This window comes from Rhizobium sp. WSM409, from assembly GCF_057653825.1.
On record NZ_CM172794.1, the window covers coordinates 2,424,607 to 2,444,755 of the forward strand.

Below are 20,149 nucleotides of genomic sequence, written 5' to 3' on the forward strand. Positions count from 1 at the left end.
GGCATCCCGAGGGTGTCAGAGGTAAAGCGCTGCCATCTTTCGCCAGGCGCCGGCGCGGTGGGCGCGTCCGTCCCAGACATACAGCTGATGGCCGATATTCTTTTCGCCGAGCAGCCGGCTGAGATAGCGGTTGTTGCCGAGGAAAGGGTCGGCGTCGCCGATGGTGAGAACGATGTCGCGCTCACGCAGCCTGTCGAGCCGCCAGTCGCTGCCGAGCCCTGGAAGAAAATGCGCCGGCGTGTGGAAATAGACGCTGTCATCGTAATAGCCGTCGAACAGGTCGCCGAAGGATTCCACCTTCGTCGTCAGGTCGTAACGGCCGGAAAAGGCGACGAGCTTGCGAAAGAGATGCGGATGGCGAAAGAACAGGCTCGCCGCCTGGAAGGCCCCGAGGCTGCAGCCATGCACGATGGTGCAGTCATGTGGATTTTTCGTCGCCATCAGCGGCAGCACCTCGTTGAGAATGTAATCCTCAAGGGCACCATGCCGGCGGATGCGCTCGGCGGGGTGACGGTGAAAGCCATAGAAGGTCTCTGCCGCCAGGCCCTCGATGCAATAGAGCTGGAGATGGCCAGCTTCCAGCTTGTCGGCGAGACTCGCGACCAGGCCGAGCTGTTCATATTCGAAGAAACGCCCGTCTCGCGTCGGAAAGACCAGCACCTTGGCGCCGGCATGGCCGAACACCAGCATCTCCATGTCTCGATGCAGCCGCTGACTATACCAGCGCAGATATTCGCGGTTCATGGCACCCTGAAAAACTGTCTCACCTTGTCGCGGAGAACCGCCTCTTGCTCAGCGCTGCCAGGATAGTCGAAATGCCCCGCATCCAGGATGAAGATTTCATTAAATTTTGGTATCGCATTCGCGACAGCGAACTGGCAGGGTGGCGCGACGGCAGGATCGAAAAGGGCGACGGCCGTCAACATCGGCACCTTGATCCGGCTGGCGGCGGTCGCCGCATCGTAGAAGCGCAGCGTTTCCAGCACGTTTCCATGTTCAGCCTGATATTCCTGCACCGATTCCGCACTGCCGACGCTCGGCAGCATCAGCCGCAGCGGCTGATGCCCGAAACTCGGCAGCGCCAGATGGCCGCGATCGATGCGCTCGTCGTAGGCGATCGCCATTGCTCCGACACCGCCGCCAAAGCTGATGCCGCTATAGCCGATATACCCTGAAAGCCAGGGATAAAGTGCCGTAAGCGTCGAAACAGCGAGCCAGATATCCTCGACGCAGCCGCCGATGATATAGGCCTCCGGTGTGTCGATGTCGTGCAGCACATGCCAGGACGGGTTCTCGGAGATCGGCGGATGGGCGCTGAGCGACAGCCCGCGGCAGCAGGGAAATATGAGCGCCGTTTCCCTGACCGGTAGATCGAAATCAGGACCATCCCGCCCGCCGTAACCGTGCCCGACGACGAGGCCGCGCCGCACCTGCCCTTCCCGCGGCAGGAGCAGCCAGCCGCCGATCCGGAACTCGCCGGTCGAGAGATAGACGAGGTCGAGCACATGCCAGTCGGGATGGGTGATCCGGCTGCGGGAAAGCACCGGCTGCGGATCGACCGTCAGCGCCTCGAGATAACGCGCCTTCCAGAACACATCGAAACCCTCAGGGGCTTCGGGCGGCTCGACCGCAAGAAGCTCGTCAAGCTTCATGCCGTAGGTTGGATCGAAGGCGAAGGGATGTGTCGTCGGAATAGTCATCCAAGGCTTGTCTCGTGAAAAGGCCGGCGGCGCAAGACTCTGCCTTAGCCAGCCGATAAACCTTACCGACACTCGGACACCTTTACGCGGCGTCAGTCGCCTCGTATCGCCCGGATGTGACGAAGAGCCTGCGGCCAACGGCACGCGCAGCCTCCAGATGAGCGGTCGCATGGTCCGGTCCGGCTTCGAACAGCACCTCTGATGTCACGACCCGGGCGCCGCAATAGTCGAAGATCCCATGATCGATTTGCGTCTTCATCGCGCCGAAATAACCGTGCCGCGCATAGGTCCTGACATCAGCGCCGCCGAGGCCGACCAGATGCACCGGCAGTCGGCCAAGCCGCTTCACCAGCCTAGCATCCGCGCCGTAGTCGTAAGCCCAGCCATTGGTGAAGACCCGGTCGATCCATCCCTTGAGCAGCCCCGGCATCGACCACCAATAGACGGGATAGACGAGCACCAGCGCATCGGCGCGATCGATTCTTGCCTGCTCGGCGGCAACATCGGCGGGCAACACCCCTTCCCTGAGATGCAGGGCGATATCGGCAGCACTGAAGCGAGGATCGAAGGCCTCGGCCGCAAGATCGGCGATCTCGAAGGAATGGCCGGCATCGGAAAGAGTGATGCCCTCGGCGAGATGCGCAGCAACGCCATGGGTAAGCGACCGGGGATCGGGATGCGCGACGACGATGAGCGCGTGCATGCAGAAAACTCCCGTTGAATGATTGCGGACGGAAGTCGCGGGCTGTATACCTTTGGTAAGCTACTTTCAGTAAGTTACTTTTGGTATATAGCGATGTCAAGCGCCGAAACAACAGGTCAGCCGACCAATCCGCAACCGCGCCGCCGCCTGTCGCGGCAGGATCGGCATCGCCAGTTGCTCGACGTCGCTTGGCAGATCGTCCGTGACGAAGGAACGGAAGCGCTGACCCTCGGCCGGCTTTCAGAGCTGGCGGGCGTAACGAAACCCGTGGTCTATGATCATTTCGAAACCCGCCCCGGCCTGCTCGCAGCGCTCTACCGCGAATTCGACGCCCGCCAGACGGCTGTGATGGACGCAGCCCTTGCGGCAAGCCAGCCGTCGCTCGCCGACCGGGCCACAGTCATCGCCACCTCCTATGTCGACTGCGTGCTTCTTCAGGGCCGCGAAATCCCCGGTGTGATCGCAGCACTTGCCGGCTCGCCGGAACTCGAAAGGATCAAGCGCGAATACGAAGCGGCCTTCATCGAGAAATGCCGCATCGCGCTTTCGCCCTTTACCGGTGCCGGCACGATCGCCGCAGCCGGCCTCTGGGCCATGCTCGGCGCCGCCGAAGCCCTCTCTTATGCCGCCGCGTCGGGCGACATCACCGCCGTCGAGGCAAAGAACGAACTCTTCGAAACCATCGTCGCGATGGTGGCGAGAAGTATGGGCGGCGGCACGCATCCCGATCACCTGCGCAATACGGCCGGCCTCGCATCGAGATGATCCGGCGGGGATACCTGTATCGAATCCACCGCCCGCTTCGTCATGGAACTCGGTTATTTCGCGACCCTGGCGAGCGACGCGACGGCCGCCTTCTCGCACCTAATGATGCATGCTGCGCACAAGCCGAACGGCCCGACCTACGCCCATGCTATTCTGACGACGGCCGAACTCATCGAAGTCTTGCCCAAGGCGTCTGCTTCAAAGGACAATGCCATGACCATGCTCTTCAAAATGCTCACAAGTGCCGGCTCGGAATCCCCGAACCGCGACCGGCGCAGGTTCCTGACCACCGCGGCGATCGGGATCGCCGCCGTGGGCGCGACCAGCCTGTTTCCGTCCTATCCGGCATCGGCTGCCACGGGAGATGCGATCCGCCCGTTTCGCGTCGACACTCCCGAGGCGGACCTCCTCGACCTTCGCCGGCGCGTGCTGGCAACACGCTGGCCCGAACGCGAGACGGTCGACGACCAGACGCAGGGCATACAGCTCGAAAAGATCAAGCCGCTCGTCGATTATTGGGGCACCGGCTACGACTGGCGAAAGGCGGAAGCGAAGCTGAACGCGCTGCCGCAATTCATCACCGAGATCGACGGCCTAGACATCCACTTCATTCACGTCCACTCGAAACATCCGAATGCCCTGCCCGTCATCATCACCCATGGCTGGCCGGGATCGGTATTCGAGAACCTCAAGATCATCGGCCCGCTCACCGATCCGACCGCTCATGGCGGACGCGCCGAAGATGCGTTCGACGTGGTCATTCCGTCGATGCCGGGCTACGGCTTCTCCGGCAAGCCGACCGGCACCGGTTGGGGACCGCATCGCGCGGGCCTGGGCAGAACTGATGAAGCGCCTCGCTTACAGCAGCTACGTCGCCCAGGGCGGCGACTGGGGCTCGCCGGTCTCCGGCGCGATGGCACGGCTCGCGCCACAAGGTCTGCTCGGCATCCACATCAACCTGCCGGCTGTCGTGCCGCCCGAAGTTGCCGCGGTGCTCGCCGCTGGCGGGCCAGCGCCGCAGCGACTCTCCACCGAGGAACGCGCGGCGTTCGATGCCCTCAGCGCCGCAGCCAAGATGGGGAACAGGTCCTATGCCACGATGATGGGCACGAGACCGCAGACGATCGGCTACGCCATATCGGATTCCCCGGCCGGCCTTGCGGCATGGACGCTCGGTCATCCAGGCTTCACGCACTGGACCTACGACAGCAGCGATCCCGAAAAGTCTCCCGACGAGGTGCTCGACGACATCACGCTTTACTGGTTGACCAACAGCGCCGCTTCCTCGGCCCGGATCTACTGGGAATATGGCGGCGGGCGCAGTCCCGTCCTTGCGGCCGGGGAGAAGACCTCCAAGATCGCGCTTCCGGTCGCCATCACCGTCTTTCCTGGGGAGAGCTATCAGGCCCCGGAGACATGGGCCCGTCGCGCCTATCGCAACCTTATCTATTTCCACAAGGTCGACAAGGGCGGCCACTTCGCCGCCTGGGAGCAGCCCGAGCTCTTCTCCGCCGAGCTTCGAGCAGCGTTCAGGCCGCTGCGCCGGTGACCAGCCGGCGAACGGCCCTGCCGCTTTCCGGCCTCGGCATCAGTCCGTATTCTGCCCCGCCGCCGTGAGGATCAGCTTTGTGATCTCGTCCGGGTGGGAGATCAACGACAGATGGCTGGCCTGGATTTCAATGGTCTTCGCCCCCATGCGCTTGGCCATGAAGCGTTCGAGATCGGGATTTATCGTCCGATCCTCGGTCGAAACGGCATACCAGCTCGGCTTCGAACGCCAGGCAGCCTGTGTCGTCTTGCCGGTCAGCAGCGCCTTTTGAAATGGCTGCTGCACGGCATAAAGCACTTTGGCCTTCGCCTCCGGCAGGTCGCCGGCAAAATCACGCAGGAATGCTTCCTCGCCCAGCCGACCTTCGTCGGCGTCGAAGACGATGCCGGCGGACGCCGGCGGCGTCGGGAAGGTTTTGGCGAGAGCGGTATAATCCTCACCTGCATCCGGCGCCCGCGCCGCGACATAGACGAGCGCCGAAACGTCAGGGTGCACGCCGGCCTCGGTGACCATCATGCCGGAAAACGAATGCCCGACCAGAACCGTCGGGCCATCCTGTCGGTCGAGCACCCGCTTCACGGCAGCGACGGCCTCGGGCAACGTCGTCAGCGGGTTCTGCACCGCCGTGGCGTTGAGCCCGGCCGCCTGCAGGCGGGCGATCACCTCGGTCCAGCACGAGCCGTCGGCAAACAGCCCGTGCGCCAGCACGACGTTGCGCGCCTTAACGGCAGAGGGTGTCGCGGCCATGCCGCGGGTGGCAAGCAGAGAAGCGGCGGCGCCGGCAACAAGGGCAGCCGAGAAAGTCCGTCTGTTCATCATCATGATCTGGTTCCTTGTGCGTCCAGGAATTGAAGGATCGAAAGCATGTCGGCTCGGGACCGAAGAACCGAAGCCAAGTCAAAATCGGTTGGTCTGTGATGCCGTGTCGGAACAGTTCGCTTTGCCCGGCGCGATGCGCTGGCCTTCGTCGCGTTGCGGTTCCCGTCGTATTCAAATCGGTATTGGAAGCGGCTTCGTGTATGCAGAAGCCTGCTTGCTGGAGATTTATGTATTCCCATCTGATATAAAGTCAATTATTGAATACGTAACACCTTCGTGATGCTATCAGTGTATACGCCTAGCGGCACGTCAATCGCATTTGCATACACAATCGATCGAGCCGTCGATGCTGAAACAGATCGGAGATAACGGAAATGGCGAGTGGTTTCGAAACCGAGGATGACGGCGATGATCGCGGGTTGCTCTCCGACCGCATTCGCAACGCCCTGACGGACGAGATCGCCACCGGCACGCTGGCGGCGGGCGCAGCGTTGGACGAACAGCAGCTTGCCGATCGCTTCGGCGCCTCCCGCACGCCGGTTCGCGAAGCGCTGCGTCAGCTGGCGGCGGGCGGCCTCGTCGAGCTTCGCGCCCGGCGCGGCGGCGTCGTTGCCCGTATGACACCGGAGCGCATCATGGAGATGTTCGAGACGGTGGCCGAGATCGAGGCCATTTGCGTCAGGCTCGCCACCTACCGCATGACACCGCTGGAACGCAGCCATCTGATCGAACTGCACGACCTCTCAGAGTCGATCGTCGAGACCGGCGATTTCGATGCCTATGACAGCTTCAACCGCCAATTCCATGAAGCCATCTATCACGCCACCCACAATAGCTTCCTTGCCGAACAGGCGATCGCCGTGCGCAACCGCCTGAATGCCTTTCGGCGCACGCAGCTGCGCCAGGGCGAACGGCTCCGCCGATCCCGGGACGAACACGAGGCAATCATGCAGGCGATCGCCGAAGGCGACGGCGAGATGGCATCCCGGCGCATGCGCGCCCACATGCTGAACGCCGCCACCTCGCTCAGCCGTTTCATCGAAACCAACAAGCCGGGGGGAGTTTGACGTTCCTACGGCACGGGGCAGCGGTATTTATAGGCGATCAACGTCGTCATCAGCTCGTCGCCGGTGGCCTCGCGAATGCCGGGATTCTCTTCCAGGAATGTACACAACGTATTGCCGATTGCTTCCGCGGTCGTTCCAACCGGCACACAGACGTTTACCCCAACGGAGTTGGCAAAATACGCCGAGTTCACCATTGCTTTCGGCGCAGGAACGACTTCAGTGAAAATACGGCGGGCCAAATACTCGTCCCGGTTCCACTTGTCCAACCAACCCGCGACATATCCGACGACAAACTGCCGGGAGCCGCCGCAATCAGAATAAAGCAGGTCACCGCTGGAAAATCCGGCAGGAATCTTTGCTGAAACCGTTGCCAACAGGGTGGCGATAAGAATGCCCGACATCACATCTCCAAAGCTCGCGATGGCGGAGCTTTGATCGGGAAAGTGTCGGAAATTAGCTTCAAACGTGTCATCTTTTTTGCTGCAACTAAAAACAAAATGGCCGCTAATCTCACGTCAGCCTCAATCGAACCGACTGACCTCAAGCCCGCTGCCGACCGGCAGCAGCACGCTTGATATCCCGGGCTTGGCACGGACAGCCTCACCATAGCGTTTGAGATCATCGCCTCCCGGGCGCAGCATGTTGTCGGCGACAATGATCGCGCCTGGATTGAGCTTGGGGTAGAAGGCTTCGAGGCAGGGAACGTAGAGATCCTTCCACAGATCCACCAGCACGAAGTCGATGCCGGAGGAAAGCGCGCCGATCATCTGGACGGCATCGCCGACCTTGAATTCCACATGCTCGGCGAGCCCTGCCTTGACGGCCATGTCTCGTGCGTAGCCAGACTTGTAGTCGTGCATTTCCATGGTGATCAGCCGCCCGCCGGAAGCGCGCGCGGCTTCCGCCAGCCATATCCCGGAATAACCGAAGGAGGTGCCGAGTTCGAGAATGGTCGGGCTCTTGAGGCTCTTGGCGAGGATATTGATGAACTGCCCGGTCGCGGGCCCGACCGCGCGCAACCGCTGATCCTGTCCTCCATCGCGGCCGCCCGGAGGCAGCTCGCGCGGGCTGTTATGCTCCGTCTCGATCATCGCGTGATAGATGTCGAGCACGTCCTGGATTCTGCTGTCCATTGTCTTCTCCATAACCGCTGATCGGCCGATCATTGCCCAACCGGAACGGCACCGGAAAGTTAAACTTTGGCAATCATCGCCATTGCTAGCTCCCTTGCGGTTGCACATGCCGCCGCCGTCGGCTACATCATGCCGTCAATGGTCGGGTCACCCGGCCACGTAAGCGTTAACGTCACTCAACGCGTATGATCGAACGGCTTTGCGGCTTCGATCTGCGCGACTGTGTCCTGCGGATCGAGCTTCAGAAGCCCCGGAAGGACACATGGATAGCAATCAATTCAAAGATCAAGCTTCATCGACCCCTGGCATCGAGCGGATTCGCCACGACACGCGGCGGCGCTTACTGACAGTCGAAAGCGTCGTCGATATCACTCCGAGCATGCGCCGGGTCGTATTGGCAGGTGACGATCTCGCCGATTTCATCAGTCTCGGTGCTGACGACCACATCAAGATCTTCATTCCCACTGCCGATGGTGGAGAAGAGCGCCGTGACTACACGCCGCGCCGCTATGACAATGCCGAGCGGAGATTGACTATCGACTTTGCCTTGCATGAGGCAGGTCCGGTGACGAAATGGGCGATCGACGCCAACCCGGGCGACAGGCTCGAGATCGGCGGACCAAGAGGCTCCGCCGTAGTCTCGAAGACCGTAAAACGATGGCTGCTGATCGGCGACGAAACAGCACTGCCGGCGATCGGCCGCCGGATCGAGGAAATCGGCGCCGGAACCGTCGTCACCACAATCGCAGCCGTCACCGGCCCGTTGGAAGAGCAGACCTTCGAGACATCAGCCGAGCTGCACCTCCACTGGGTGCACCGGCCGCTTTCGCAGGCAACCGATGCCGCAGCACTGCTGAAACTGTTGAGTACGGTCGATGTCCAGCCGGAGACCTTCATCTGGGTCGCGGCGGAAGCCTCGGTGACACGCGATATCCGCGCCTACCTGCTGGAACGAGGTTGCCCGCTCGGCTGGATCAAGGCTTCCGGCTACTGGGTCTTCGGCAAGGCCGATACGACCGAGAAATTCGGCTAGGACCAACCTCGCATTCCGGATTCCATTTGGTGATGAGCTCTGACTCCCTTCGTTCCGGATTTTATGATCCGGAACGATCAGATGGATGTGAAGAGGTATGAATTGAGCGAAGTCTCGGCAGCCTCTGCCGGAACGCTGCGGCAGGTGGAAGAGCGTCAGCAACTGTAGGCACCGGGCGCCAGCCACCGACTTATTGAAAGAGGAGATCGACCACGCGGCGGGCAGAGCCCAATGCAAGCGTCCAACCCAGCATGCCGTGACCGGCATTGATGTAGAGACCTTTGATGTGTCGGGAGGCGGCGATAATGGGTTTGGAGGTCGGCGTCATCGGCCTCTCGCCCGACCATCTCATCAGTTCGTCCGAACGCTCGAAAAGGTCGGGCAGCACAACAGACGCGGCCAGCCTCAGCGTCTCGAAACGTCCGGCATCAAAACCGGCCCCAGAACGCTCGATATCTGCCAGTCCGGCGGCACGAAAACGGTCGCCGATGGCTGCAAAGGCAAGCTTTCGCTTGACGTCTGTCAGGCTGATACTTGGTGCAAGGCCAGTTCTTGGAACGGTGAGCGAGTAGCCTCTGATGGGGCGTATGTCTCGGGCCTCGGGCAAATCGGATATGAGGGAACGGATCTGCGGTCCTGCGGCGACGATGGCTGCATCGACGTGAAGCTCATCGCGGTCTTCGAACCTCAGCCCCGTCAGCACGCCTCCCGCTTGGACGAAGCTCGAGACCCTCCTGCCGAAAAGCACCGACACCTGCCGGCGCTCGATCATCCAGGCGGTCAGCTGGCGGCAAAATCCGGCCGCATCGCCGAGGGCATCACCGGGAGTGTAAACGGCCCCGGCAATCTCTCCCTGATACGCGGCGAGCGCAGGCTCGATGTTTTCCGCCTCCACTCGCGTCAGCAGGCGCTGTTCGAAGCCGAGGGCATTCTTGCGCGCGACACTGGAATCGGCGGCAGAAAAACTTTGCCGATCGGCATAGAGGTGCAGTTTTCCGGCGACACGATAGTCGAATTCGATATCGGTTTCCTTAAGCAGGATTGCGAGATCGTGACGGGATTGCTCGGCAAGGCGCAGGATCTCCTCTGTATTGTTCCACCAACGCCTGAACGGTGTATTGGCAAGGAATTTCAGCCCCCAGCAGAGAAAGTCCCGATCGAGTTGCCAGTGGATCCGGAAGGCTGGATCGCGGCCCATCGCAATGGCTGGCAGATGCTTCAGCAGGGCTGGTGATGCCATTGCGTCACCGTAGGCCCAGGACAGCTGCGCGGCGTTGCCGGCACTCGCCCCCATGCCGGGCTCGCTTGCCGCATCGATAAGTGTCACATCATGCCCCGCCCGGGCCAGAAGATAGGCCGACGATACGCCGATGACGCCGGCGCCGATCACCGCAACGCGCGCCATCTCAAGCCTCGTCGCCGACGACGGCCGTCAACTCGACTTCAACAGGAACCCCGCGCGGCAGGGATGTTACGCCGATTGCGATGCGGGCATGCGCCCATCGATCCGGGAAGAGCTCTCGGAGCAATTCGGAAGCCCCATCGATGACGGCGCCGTGGCGCTCGAAAGCAGCATCCGCCGCGACATAGCCCGCGAGCCGGACGAAGCCCAGGATGTTGTCAAAGCCGCCCGCAGCCCCTTCCAGCTGCGCAAGCGCATTGAGAAGCGCCCAGCGCGCGCATTCTCGCCCCTCTTCGATGGAGACGGATGCTCCGAGATGTCCCGTCCGCAGCACCACACCATCCTTCAGCGGCACCTGACCGGAAACGGTGATGATGCTGCCGGTCCGCACAGCCCCGGAAAATGCGCCTGGCGGCGAGGATGCTTCCGGCAGAGCAAGCTCGAGCTGTGCCAGCCGTTCGCGTACGCGATTGCTTCCAGCCGATGAAGCATCGTGTGCCTTGCGGACTGCTGCTTCTGCGCTGCGGTCGACGAAGGCCCTCATGATATTCCTGTCGAGTTCGCTCAGCCGGTATTCGGGGTGCCACTGGATGCCCAGGCAAAAGCCGTCCGTGTCCCCTTCGAATGCTTCGATGGTTCCGTCCGGCGCCCGCGCGGCGACACGGAAGCGTCCTCGGCCGGCCAAAGCATGCCGGTGCAGGCTGTTGACGCGTGCCGGCCCCTTCCCCACCCAATCGGTCAGCACGCTGCCTTCCTCGACGATGATCTCGTGCGCCAAAACGTCGGGGATATCTTGCGGGATGTGGGATACGGCCGCGGCCGGCAGCTCGGTTTGAAATTCGCCTCCAAGGCATTCGCCGATCAGTTGCATCCCGTGGCATATGCCGAGAAGCGGCTTGCCCGTTTTCAAGGCCTGCTCGACCAGCTGAGTTTCGAACTGTCTGCGCGCGCCTGTCACCTCAGTCCCCGGCCGCGCACCGGTGAGGACGATGCCATCGGCGAGCGCCAACGCAGATGCCAGGTTCCGGGTGTTATAAGGTAGGATCAACGGAATTCCCCCGGCCTCGGCTATGGCGTCCGCATAGTTGGCACGCACCACATACTCCGTTTCGGTCGGCGCATCGGGCGCCTCGCTAACGTCGGGTGTCATGAGGATCACCGGCCAGCGAGGTTCATGCGATTGCGTTGCATGCCGACGTGCGTTGCCCGTGGCAACGGTCGTTTCAATGGTCATGGTCTTGGCCTTGTGATGACGAGTTAGCGGGCGGCCGAAAGGGCTAGCCGGCGCGAGAGGACCGAGAAAGGCCAGGCTATCGCGAAATAGCAGAGGCCGACGGCAATGTAGATTTGCAAGGGCAGGAAATACTCGGTCGCCATGGACCGCCCGGTGAGGACCAGTTCGTTGACGGTAATCAGCGAAGCGAGAGAAGAATCCTTGAGCAGCGAGACGAAGGTGATGATCATCGGCGCCAGAATGACACGGGCGACCTGCGGCAGGATTATCAGGACGAAGCTCTGGGCCGGGGTAAAGCCCGCGGCCAACGCGGCTTCGCTCTGCCCGGCCGGTATAGCCTTCAGGCCGGCGCGGAAAAGCTCTGCGACCTGGGCCGCGAAACACAACGCCAGGCCCGCAATCGCCGCGCCGAAAGCATCAAGGACAATCCCGACACCCGGCAAGCCGAAATAAATCAGAAACAGAACCGCCAGCAGCGGCACGCCACGCACGATCGTCACATAGAGAGCCGCAAAATACCGCAGCGCTGCGAAACTGGATTTCTGGCAGAGCGAAAGCAGCAGGCCGAAAACGAATGCCAGGGCAAACGCACAAACGGAAAGCAGGGCCGTATTCACCATCGCCCGCAGCAGCAGAGGCAGCCATTCGGCACCATAATCGCCATAGGGCGCCAGGAAAGCACTCATCCTTTCAATCTCCCGTAACGTCTTTCGAGGAACTGCGTTGCCTGCATCAATGGCAGGCTCAGCAACAGGTAGAGTGCCGCCGCCGTCGCATAGATCATTGTTGTCTGGAAGGACGACGTCACCATTGAACGGGCGAAGAACATGATTTCCGGCGCCGCAATGGCCGAGACGACGGATGTATCCTTGAGAAGCTGCACCGCGTAGTTTCCGAGCCCCGGAAGCGCTATCCGCATGGCCTGCGGCGTCAGGATCTCAAAGATGGTCTGGAGTGGGGTCAGCCCTGCAGCAAGCGCCGCCTCCGCCTGCCCGCCAGGCAGCGCGGCGAAACCGGCGCGAAAGATTGCGCAGGTGATCGCCGCCCCGATGAGCCCGAGGCCCAGGATGGCCGCCGTGATCGACGTCAATTTCACGCCGAGGCTGGCAAGCCCGAAGTAGAGGATAAACAGATGCGTCAAGGCCGGCACATTGCAGAGAATCTCGCAGCAGGCATCGATCGCGAGATTGATGAACCTGATCCCGGCAAATTGCCTGAGCAGAGCGAGAAGGAACCCGAAAGCGGCTGCGAACACGAGCGAGGCGATCGTGACGAAAACGGTTACGCCAAGCCCGGCGACGAGCCCCTGGACGACCGAGAAGAATACGGAAAATCCAATCATGACACGCCTAGTGCCGGATCTTGTTGAGAAACGCTTGCGTGCGCGCTTCCCGAGGAGCGGTTATGACCTGGCGTGCCGGGCCGGATTCCACGATCGTGCCGCCGTCGAGAAACAGAACGCGGTCGGCAATCTCGCGTGCAAACGCGATCTCGTGCGTGACGATCAGCATCGTGCGCCCTTCGTCTGCCAGCTCCTCCATCACTTTCAGAACCTCCTGGACCAGTTCGGGATCGAGTGCCGATGTCGGCTCGTCGAACAGCATGAGCTTTGGCTTCTGGGCAAGCGCCCGCGCAATCGCGACGCGCTGTTGCTGGCCGCCGGACAGCTCGAGTGGTGAGGCTTCGGCGCGGTGCGTCATATGGACTTTGGCCAGCATCTCCAAAGCCAGTTCGCGTGCCTCGGCGGCAGGCAGACCGCGCACCTTGCGCGCCGCGATCGCCACGTTTTCCGTCACCGACAGATGCGGCCAGAGATTGAAGAGCTGGAAGACCATGCCCATCTCGGCGCGCTGCGGTGCAAGTTGCCGGTCGCTCATGATACGGCCATTGCGCGTACCGATCCGCTCGCCATCGAGGCGGATCTCGCCAGCACTGGGCTTTTCCAGAAAATTCATGCAGCGCAGACAGGTGGATTTCCCGGAGCCGGAAGGGCCGATCAGGGCAATCTTCTCACCTGGCGCGACGTCGAAATCGATACCTTTGAGAACTTCGATAGGACCATAGCTCTTGCGCAGGCCTGCAACGCTCAGAAGCGCATTCATCGCCGTTTCCTTATGCGATTATATCTACAGCGCCGCGCGTCTTTTCAGACGCGCCAAGGACGCTGTAGCACTTTGAATTGCTGCATAATTTTCTCCTGAAATCGATTCCGATTTAAGGAATTATGCAGTAGGCGAAGAGGGTGGACGAAAGCTGCCGACTGCTGCTTCCGTCCACACGGCCGTTCAGCCGCCAGCTGCGCAGGACGGCAGCTTGTAATCTGCGGGGCGATCGACACCGGCGCGGAAGTTTTGACCCGCAGGCTTGAACCAGACATCCGACGACAATCCGTAGCGGGCGCCGATTTCCTTCATCTCGCAAGTCTTCCACATGTCGGCGATGATGGCGTCCATCTTCTGGCGCAGATCGTCGTTCTTCTGGTTGAGGCCATAAACGACCTGGCCGAGACCGGTCAGCAGCGGAAAATCCGGACTGTTATCGGTGAAGGCGAGGAAGTGCATATTCCAATCGGGGTTCTGCTTGATGGCGTAGGAGATCACCGGCGGATCGCCGATGACAGCGTCGATGCGCCCGGCGATAAGATCGCGCACGGCCGCATCGGAAGTGTCGTAGAGCGAAAGCTGGAGATCTTTGATGCTCTTCAGTTCAGGGACGAACGAAAAGCCGGTGATCGTGCCGATCTTCTTGCCTTCCAGATCAGAAAGCTTGTCCCAGCTCGTCTTCGTCGATTGCATGATGCCGTTCTTGAAGTAGTGGATCGGCTCGGACAGCGTCATGATCTTCGTGCGTTTTTCGGTCCAGCCCATGGTGCCGAGCATGACGTCGACGCGGCCCGACTGAACGGAGGCGATCGTACCCGACCATTCCATGAGGGCAGGCTGAAATCTTGAGGCCGAGCTTCTCGGCAATGCGTTGCATGATTTCACCGTCATAGCCTACCAGCTTCCCGTCCTGCCAGCCGGAGCCGGGCATGTCGCCGGTGAAGGCAACCGTCAGCTTGCCCTGCTCGGCAAGTTCGAAAGCATTGGCGATAGATGAAAGGGACATGAAGCTGCCTGCCAGCAGAGCGCACGTCACCATCCTTCTCGAAAGAGAAAGTGCCATTGTTCTGATCCTTGATTTGTTGGTTCCCCGGTCCGGTGGTTTCTGTCCCCGGAAGTCGTGTTCGACGAGAGGAAACTTGACACTGAAGGCTGCGGCTGAATTTTATAAATCGGACATTTTCTTTGAAAAAAGGACATGATGACTCTATCATCGCCACACGCCATGATCACATCCGAGGAACCTTCCGAAATATCTGCCAACGAGCCGGACTATGTGCGCTGGCTCGACGATCTTTGGGCCGAGCGGCTTCTGCTCGCACGCGACCGAAAGGCCGATCTCTCTGTCGGCATTCTCCTCTGGCCGACTTTCCCGATGATGTCGCTGACGGGTATCGTCGAGCCTCTCAGGCATGCGGCGGACTTTGCCGACAATTCCCGTCCATTGCATTGTCGCTGGTCGATCATGGGGGCTCCCGGCCATGCAGCGGTCGCCAGCTGCGGCATCCGGGTTCACGCCGATGCGCCCTACATTAACCCGACCGACTTCGACTACGTCGTCGTTATCGGCGGCCTCCTGCCACATCTGCGCGCCGCACCTAGCAAGCATCGCGACTATCTCAGGGTGGCGGCATCGGCAGGTGTCCCGCTCATTGGTGTGTGTACGGGCGCCTTCGTATTGGCGCAGGAGGGACTGCTCGCCGGACGCAAGGCGTGCGTTCATCCCTTTCACGCGGAGGATTTCCGAATTGCCTTCCCGCGCCTTGCCTTCTCCACGCGCGATGACTTCCTGATCGAAAACGGCCGCATTACCGTGCCTGGCGGCGTATCGATCCTGTCGCTGATGACGGAGCTCATCCGCACGCATTGCGGGCCGGATCGGGCGGCCAAGGCCGTGCACCAGCTTTCGCTCTCGGAGCAGAAGCACATGAGCGCCTTCGATCACGGCCGCGCCACAACATTTCGCCGCACAGAAGATTCGCGCATACAGCGAGCCGTTGTTCTCATCGAGAGTCGGAAAGGCCGCGACGTCTCACCGGAACAGGTGGCCTCTCTGGTCGGCCTGTCACCACGCCAGTTCGCGCGTCTGTTCCAGGACAATATCGGCATGACCCCGAAGCGTTTTATCGTCGAGACGAGATTGCGCTATGGCCGGTTTCTAGTCGAAAACAGCACACTGCCCATGACGGCGATCGCCTTTGAAATCGGATTCTCCGACTCCGCCCATTTCGCGACCGCTTTTCGCAAGAAGTATGGGAAGCCTCCCAGGAGTTTCCGCTGATCTTTGTCGAGTCACCACAAACGGCAGGATCGAAAACCGACTTCGACACTATTGCGATTTAATCGGATGCGATATATATATAGATGTCATCGTCAGAAAGCTTGGACAGGATGGACCGATGCCGACATCTAAAGCAGCTAAGGGGCCGGATATGCCTGCGCCCGCCTCCCCGCCAGCGGGCAAGGAAGGCAGGAAACTTTCGAATTTCCTGTGCTTCGCGGTCTATTCGGCAAATCTCGCCTTCGGCCGCGCCTATAAGCCGATCCTGGACGAGCTTGGCCTGACCTATACCCAATACATCGCCATGGTGGCTCTCTCCGAAGAGGACGACCAGACCGTCGGGGTGTTGGGGGAAAAGATGTTCCTCGAATCCAACACGCTGACGCCCATCCTCAAGAAGCTGGAGTCGAATGGTTTTATCACCCGTCACCGCGATCCTGCCGACGAACGGCAGGTGCGGGTCAGCCTGACGCCGGCAGGACGCCAACTCGTTGAAACCGATCCCGGCAACGCGCTGCTTGGCGCCATCGGCCTCGGCGACGACTTTCCCGTCGTGCAGAAATCGGTGACGACGCTGCGCGACAACCTGCTGCGGTCAACTCAGGGCGAACCGGAGAAATCGTGATCGCGGCCTCAGTCGCCTGATCCCGCCTGAGTCTACTGCCGCAGCGGCCGGAACGCAGTCCTGAGCTCGGCAGTGAAAGCCATCGGCTGTTCCCAGGCGGCGAAGTGACCGCCCTTCGGCAGCCGGTTGTAGTGGATGAGCTTCGGATAGGCCTTCTCCGCCCAGCTCTGCGGCGCCTGGTAGATCTCATCCGGAAAAGCACTGACCGCCACCGGGATCTTGATGCCCCGGGGGTCGAAGAACCCGCCCGACGGATGGTGCGCGTTGTCCCAATAGAGGCGTGCCGAGGAGATTGCGGTGTTCGTCAGCCAGTAGAGCGTGACGTTGTCGAGGATATCGTCCTTCGTCAACCCCTCGGGCTCTCCGTCGAAAACGCGGGCGATCATCCGGTAACTGCGGATGTCGTGATCGAGCATCCACGACGCAAGCCCGACCGGCGAGTTGACGATCCCGTAGAGGGTCTGCGGCCGGTTGTTCATCTCGATCGCATAGCCCAGTCCGTTCTTGTAGAAATCGTCGAGCTGATCGAAGGCGCGCCTTTCGTCCGGCGACAGGTCGGCGGGCGGCATGCCGCCGGCGGCAAGAGCCTTGGCGATGTCAGCCGGAACCGTGGCCGCCATGTTCGTATGGATGCCGAGCAATCCCGGCGGCTCCTGCACCGCCATCAATTCGGTGACCGCGTTGCCCCAGTCGCCACCCTGCGCCACGAACTTCGTGTAGCCGAGACGTTGCATCAGCGTCACCCAGGCGTGGGCGATGCGCGGCGGGTTCCAGTTCCCCGACCCCGTCGGTTTCCCGGAAAAGCCGTAGCCCGGCAAAGACGGGATCACCACGTCAAATGCGTCCTCTTCGCTCCCGCCATGCGCTGTCGGATCGGTGAGCGGTTCGATGATCTTCAACTGCTCGATGATCGAGCCAGGCCATCCATGTGTGACGATCAACGGCAGCGCATTTTTATGCTGGGAGCGCACGTGAATGAAGTGGATATCCAGCCCGTCGATCTCGGTGATGAACTGCGGCAGCGCATTGAGCCGCGCCTCCATCTTGCGCCAGTCGTAATCCGTCGCCCAATGCTTCGCGAGTTTCTGGATCGTTGCGAGCTGCACGCCCTGGGTATCGTCCGCGACGGTTTCCTTGTCAGGCCAACGGGTGGTCGCGACGCGCCGGCGCAGATCGTCAAGCTGATCCTCGGGGAAATTGACGCTGAAGGGGCTAACCCCGTCGCCGTTTGCCTGAGCGCTACGCGTCCCGGCAAGCATACTCATGGCTCCGGCGGCGGCCGTGGCCGCAAGCAGTTCGCGCCGCGTGGGCGTTGATAGGGATGTGGGTGGCATGACGCTCTCCTCTCCGTTTGATCTGTTCGGAAACGGACGAAGATCGACTGACCGACCTCGTTCGCATCAGCAGGTCATTCGCGTCTGTCCGGGGACTATGCTCCTGGGCAACGTCGGGGGTCAACCTATACGGTCAGACTATGAGTCGAGGGGCTTGATGGACACCGGTCATTGCAAAGAACCGTAGCTCCGGGCAGCATCGGCGCGAGATCGATGAGGAGAGGAGAATGCATGCCCGACATCGCGATGGGCGTCTTGAGCCAGAATGGAACCGTTCTTCTGGCCAGGCGCAGTTCCGAGCGCAAAGTGCACCCGGATCGCTGGAGCCTCCCGGGCGGCCATATCGAAGAGGGCGAAGACGCCGAGACGGCAATGTGCCGGGAATTGATGGAAGAAATAGGCGTGACGTCGGAGCTCTGGCAGTTTCTAGGACGGTTCGTATCGGAAGACCCGCCCGAAGCATCCGTCACCTTCCATGTTTATCACGTCGATAAATGGCACGGCCGGCCGCGACTTGTCGGTGATGAACACACCGAGCTCAGATGGTTCACCGCCGCCGAGATAGAAAAAGAAACCGAATTGGCGTTGCCTCAGCTCACTGAAATGCTGGCAAATCTGGCCATGCGGGAAACAGGCACGCCCGCTTAGGTTGATAGGCGGCCACGACGTCTCTCCGGCTGGACGGGTCTTCAGCGAGCATGATGCAGGACGTCGCCAAGCGCACCGGCCTCCATCATCTCGGCCGCCTTGGCATAACCGCCGCCCATTCCGTCGAGGAAATGCAGATGCGAATCCGGGCTGCCTGATGGCACGAGGCAGGTCATCAGCGCATGCGACTGGCGGTGCAGTCCGAAATTGATCTCGCCGCGCGCCCTTGCCAGAAGAAGCATGGTTTCGACCCTGTCGATCTGTTCGCGCGTGCAGTCCAGCGTCAGGCGCAAACCGTCATCGAATTTGCGGAAATCCGAATGGGAGGCGACCTCCGACCAGCGTTTCGCATCGACGCGCTTCCCGCTGCCTTTGGGCATGGCAATATCCCTGGGGATAGCCATATCTACGGGAACCGGATGAGACCGGTGCGACGGCGCATCGAAGACGGCAAGTACACGCTTCGCCAGCGCCGCAAAGACCTCCGGGCTCGTATCGTCATCCGGCTCGACCAGCAGCGACAGGATCTCGCCCTGCTGGCTCGGGAATGGCGTCCAGTCGCAGCTCAGTCCGGTCAGATCGGGCTTCGTCGCGTAGCGGCCCGGCCTGACCAGATACCTGCCGCTCTTGATCTGCTGCTCCGCCCATTTGAGCCCTCCCCCTGCAAACATCGCATAGGTCGCGTTTTCCGAAGCCGCATAGCGCGCAACTCTTACGTCGCGCCCACTATTGCGGATTTCGCGCACCGTGAGCAACCCGATACGAAGGGTGAGATCGAGATCGCTTCTTGCAAAGCTCGCGACCTGCCGCAACGCCGAGGTCGCGGCCATGATGCCGTGCGGCGGCAAGGCGAATGCCGCCCCGTCTCCACGAAACACGAAGGGGAAATCGAACGAACCCCAGGCATTACCGAGAGCGGCGATAACAGATGCGCCTGCGAAGTTGACATCTTCATAGCGTCCCGACTTGATCGCCAGCGTCGAGCTGACGACGTCGGTGATGCCGATCAGCCAATCCTCGGGCAGCGGCTCATAGACGGCTGGGTCGAGTACGAGCGAAAACTCGTCATAGGCCTGGTGTGGCTGGGCGTGGCTATTGATCATGGCATGTTCTCCAGATCGGCAAGGTTCCGGTGCCTGCTACCTCAAGAAGGGGTCTGCCGGCCGATCGGCAGGCCCTCCGCATGAAATCCTCTGGCGGTGAGGTCCGCCCTTCCCCGCTCAGACAAGCGTAGTCTCGACGTCGATATTGCCGTGTGTCGCCTTGGAATAGGGGCAGATGCCATGGGCTGCGTCGATCAATTCCTGCGCAACGTCGCGATCGATGCCGGGCAGGCTGACATTGAGGCGCGCCCTGAGGAAGAAGGAGCCATTATCGACGTTGAGATCGATCTCCGCATCGACCTCTGGACCATCAGGCAGCGTGATCTTCCGCTGCGAAGCGGCAAACTCGATGGCGCCGATATAGCAGGCAGACCAGGCGATGCCGAACAGGTTTTCGGCAGTCGGATGCGGTTGCGGCAGTTTGATGTCGATCGTGCCGTCGCTGCTGCGTGCGGAGCCATTGCGACCGCCGGAGATGTGGGTTTTGCCGGTAAAAAGAAGCTTCTCGGTCATGGTGATATCCTTTCGGTTTTAGTTTTGTACGTGTCCGATTAAATCGTATGCGCTCTAATACGCTTCGCTAAAACTGATGTCAACACCATTCCGATTTAATCGGATACGATTTATTTTTCACAGCCAGTCTCGTCGCGC

At 61.1% G+C, this 20,149-nt stretch carries 20 protein-coding genes and 2 pseudogenes; 7 read left to right on the forward strand and 15 right to left on the reverse strand.

What is annotated here, in order from left to right:
- Window positions 1–15: 15 nt before the first annotated feature.
- The 3 genes from AC25BC_RS12175 to AC25BC_RS12185 all read right to left on the reverse strand — a co-directional run bounded on the left by AC25BC_RS12175 (window position 16) and on the right by AC25BC_RS12185 (window position 2,403).
- Window positions 16–744 carry an esterase family protein gene (locus AC25BC_RS12175; RefSeq protein ID WP_012757898.1) on the reverse strand — a complete coding sequence of 243 codons (729 nt, stop codon included), beginning with the start codon at window positions 742–744 and terminating at the stop codon, window positions 16–18.
- Complete coding sequence (locus tag AC25BC_RS12180) at window positions 741–1,700, reverse strand: acetylxylan esterase (protein ID WP_012757899.1); 960 nt, start codon at window positions 1,698–1,700, stop codon at window positions 741–743. The genes AC25BC_RS12175 and AC25BC_RS12180 overlap by 4 nt, the downstream gene beginning before the upstream one ends.
- Before the next feature lie 82 nt (window positions 1,701–1,782).
- Complete coding sequence (locus tag AC25BC_RS12185; RefSeq protein ID WP_012757900.1) at window positions 1,783–2,403, reverse strand: NAD(P)H-dependent oxidoreductase; 621 nt, start codon at window positions 2,401–2,403, stop codon at window positions 1,783–1,785.
- A 93-nt stretch (window positions 2,404–2,496) separates the two neighbouring features.
- Here AC25BC_RS12185 and AC25BC_RS12190 point away from each other — a divergent pair, with 93 nt between their 5' ends.
- Together AC25BC_RS12190 and AC25BC_RS12195 are read left to right on the forward strand one after the other, a co-directional pair.
- Complete coding sequence (locus AC25BC_RS12190; RefSeq protein WP_012757901.1) at window positions 2,497–3,168, forward strand: TetR/AcrR family transcriptional regulator; 672 nt, start codon at window positions 2,497–2,499, stop codon at window positions 3,166–3,168.
- Between the two features lie 42 nt (window positions 3,169–3,210).
- Window positions 3,211–4,717, forward strand: a pseudogene (locus tag AC25BC_RS12195) (epoxide hydrolase family protein).
- 39 nt (window positions 4,718–4,756) lie between these two features.
- Here AC25BC_RS12195 and AC25BC_RS12200 read toward each other — a convergent pair.
- Window positions 4,757–5,539 carry an alpha/beta fold hydrolase gene (locus AC25BC_RS12200; protein ID WP_012757903.1) on the reverse strand — a complete coding sequence of 261 codons (783 nt, stop codon included), beginning with the start codon at window positions 5,537–5,539 and terminating at the stop codon, window positions 4,757–4,759.
- Window positions 5,540–5,910: 371 nt separating this feature from the next.
- Between AC25BC_RS12200 and AC25BC_RS12205 the strand changes: the two genes are divergently transcribed.
- The gene (locus AC25BC_RS12205) at window positions 5,911–6,603 is read left to right on the forward strand and encodes a GntR family transcriptional regulator (protein WP_012757904.1); all 693 of its coding nucleotides are present in this window, start codon (window positions 5,911–5,913) and stop codon (window positions 6,601–6,603) included.
- Between the two features lie 5 nt (window positions 6,604–6,608).
- Here the strand turns inward: AC25BC_RS12205 and AC25BC_RS12210 are convergent, their stop codons facing one another.
- Together AC25BC_RS12210 and AC25BC_RS12215 are read right to left on the reverse strand one after the other, a co-directional pair.
- Window positions 6,609–7,004: a hypothetical protein gene (locus AC25BC_RS12210; RefSeq protein WP_003540671.1), complete on the reverse strand. Its 396-nt coding sequence runs from the start codon at window positions 7,002–7,004 to the stop codon at window positions 6,609–6,611.
- A 120-nt stretch (window positions 7,005–7,124) separates the two neighbouring features.
- Entirely contained in the window at window positions 7,125–7,736 is a 612-nt protein-coding gene (locus AC25BC_RS12215) for an O-methyltransferase (RefSeq protein ID WP_012757905.1), read from the reverse strand.
- 262 nt (window positions 7,737–7,998) lie between these two features.
- Here AC25BC_RS12215 and AC25BC_RS12220 point away from each other — a divergent pair, with 262 nt between their 5' ends.
- The gene (locus AC25BC_RS12220) at window positions 7,999–8,769 is read left to right on the forward strand and encodes a siderophore-interacting protein (RefSeq protein WP_012757906.1); all 771 of its coding nucleotides are present in this window, start codon (window positions 7,999–8,001) and stop codon (window positions 8,767–8,769) included.
- Between the two features lie 190 nt (window positions 8,770–8,959).
- Here the strand turns inward: AC25BC_RS12220 and AC25BC_RS12225 are convergent, their stop codons facing one another.
- The 6 genes and pseudogenes from AC25BC_RS12225 to AC25BC_RS12250 all read right to left on the reverse strand — a co-directional run bounded on the left by AC25BC_RS12225 (window position 8,960) and on the right by AC25BC_RS12250 (window position 14,570).
- On the reverse strand, window positions 8,960–10,174 hold the full coding sequence (locus AC25BC_RS12225; RefSeq protein WP_128438391.1) for an FAD-dependent oxidoreductase: 1,215 nt from the start codon (window positions 10,172–10,174) through the stop codon (window positions 8,960–8,962).
- Window position 10,175: 1 nt separating this feature from the next.
- The gene (locus AC25BC_RS12230; RefSeq protein ID WP_012757908.1) at window positions 10,176–11,405 is read right to left on the reverse strand and encodes an Atu1372/SO_1960 family protein; all 1,230 of its coding nucleotides are present in this window, start codon (window positions 11,403–11,405) and stop codon (window positions 10,176–10,178) included.
- A 23-nt stretch (window positions 11,406–11,428) separates the two neighbouring features.
- Window positions 11,429–12,091, reverse strand: coding sequence for an amino acid ABC transporter permease (locus tag AC25BC_RS12235; RefSeq protein WP_012757909.1), 663 nt, complete (start codon window positions 12,089–12,091; stop codon window positions 11,429–11,431).
- Window positions 12,088–12,747, reverse strand: coding sequence for an amino acid ABC transporter permease (locus AC25BC_RS12240; protein WP_017994424.1), 660 nt, complete (start codon window positions 12,745–12,747; stop codon window positions 12,088–12,090). Before AC25BC_RS12240 ends, AC25BC_RS12235 begins: the two co-directional genes overlap by 4 nt.
- A 7-nt stretch (window positions 12,748–12,754) precedes the next feature.
- Window positions 12,755–13,507, reverse strand: a complete 753-nt coding sequence (locus tag AC25BC_RS12245; RefSeq protein WP_029870632.1) for an amino acid ABC transporter ATP-binding protein — start codon at window positions 13,505–13,507, stop codon at window positions 12,755–12,757.
- Window positions 13,508–13,690: 183 nt separating this feature from the next.
- A pseudogene (locus tag AC25BC_RS12250) lies at window positions 13,691–14,570 on the reverse strand (ABC transporter substrate-binding protein).
- Window positions 14,571–14,732: 162 nt separating this feature from the next.
- On the opposite strand from AC25BC_RS12250, the gene AC25BC_RS12255 reads away from it, so the two are divergent.
- Window positions 14,733–15,788: a GlxA family transcriptional regulator gene (locus AC25BC_RS12255; RefSeq protein ID WP_128438444.1), complete on the forward strand. Its 1,056-nt coding sequence runs from the start codon at window positions 14,733–14,735 to the stop codon at window positions 15,786–15,788.
- Window positions 15,789–15,939: 151 nt separating this feature from the next.
- The gene (locus AC25BC_RS12260; RefSeq protein WP_018074510.1) at window positions 15,940–16,413 is read left to right on the forward strand and encodes a MarR family winged helix-turn-helix transcriptional regulator; all 474 of its coding nucleotides are present in this window, start codon (window positions 15,940–15,942) and stop codon (window positions 16,411–16,413) included.
- Window positions 16,414–16,445: 32 nt separating this feature from the next.
- On the opposite strand, the gene AC25BC_RS12265 is transcribed toward AC25BC_RS12260, so the two are convergent.
- Window positions 16,446–17,747: an epoxide hydrolase family protein gene (locus AC25BC_RS12265; protein ID WP_487778519.1), complete on the reverse strand. Its 1,302-nt coding sequence runs from the start codon at window positions 17,745–17,747 to the stop codon at window positions 16,446–16,448.
- A gap of 231 nt (window positions 17,748–17,978) precedes the next feature.
- On the opposite strand from AC25BC_RS12265, the gene AC25BC_RS12270 reads away from it, so the two are divergent.
- Window positions 17,979–18,395, forward strand: a complete 417-nt coding sequence (locus tag AC25BC_RS12270) for an NUDIX domain-containing protein (RefSeq protein ID WP_012757916.1) — start codon at window positions 17,979–17,981, stop codon at window positions 18,393–18,395.
- 41 nt (window positions 18,396–18,436) lie between these two features.
- Here the strand turns inward: AC25BC_RS12270 and AC25BC_RS12275 are convergent, their stop codons facing one another.
- The gene (locus AC25BC_RS12275; RefSeq protein ID WP_012757917.1) at window positions 18,437–19,498 is read right to left on the reverse strand and encodes a DUF3095 family protein; all 1,062 of its coding nucleotides are present in this window, start codon (window positions 19,496–19,498) and stop codon (window positions 18,437–18,439) included.
- A gap of 117 nt (window positions 19,499–19,615) precedes the next feature.
- Complete coding sequence (locus AC25BC_RS12280; protein ID WP_012757918.1) at window positions 19,616–20,011, reverse strand: Ohr family peroxiredoxin; 396 nt, start codon at window positions 20,009–20,011, stop codon at window positions 19,616–19,618.
- Between the last annotated feature and the right edge of the window lie 138 nt (window positions 20,012–20,149).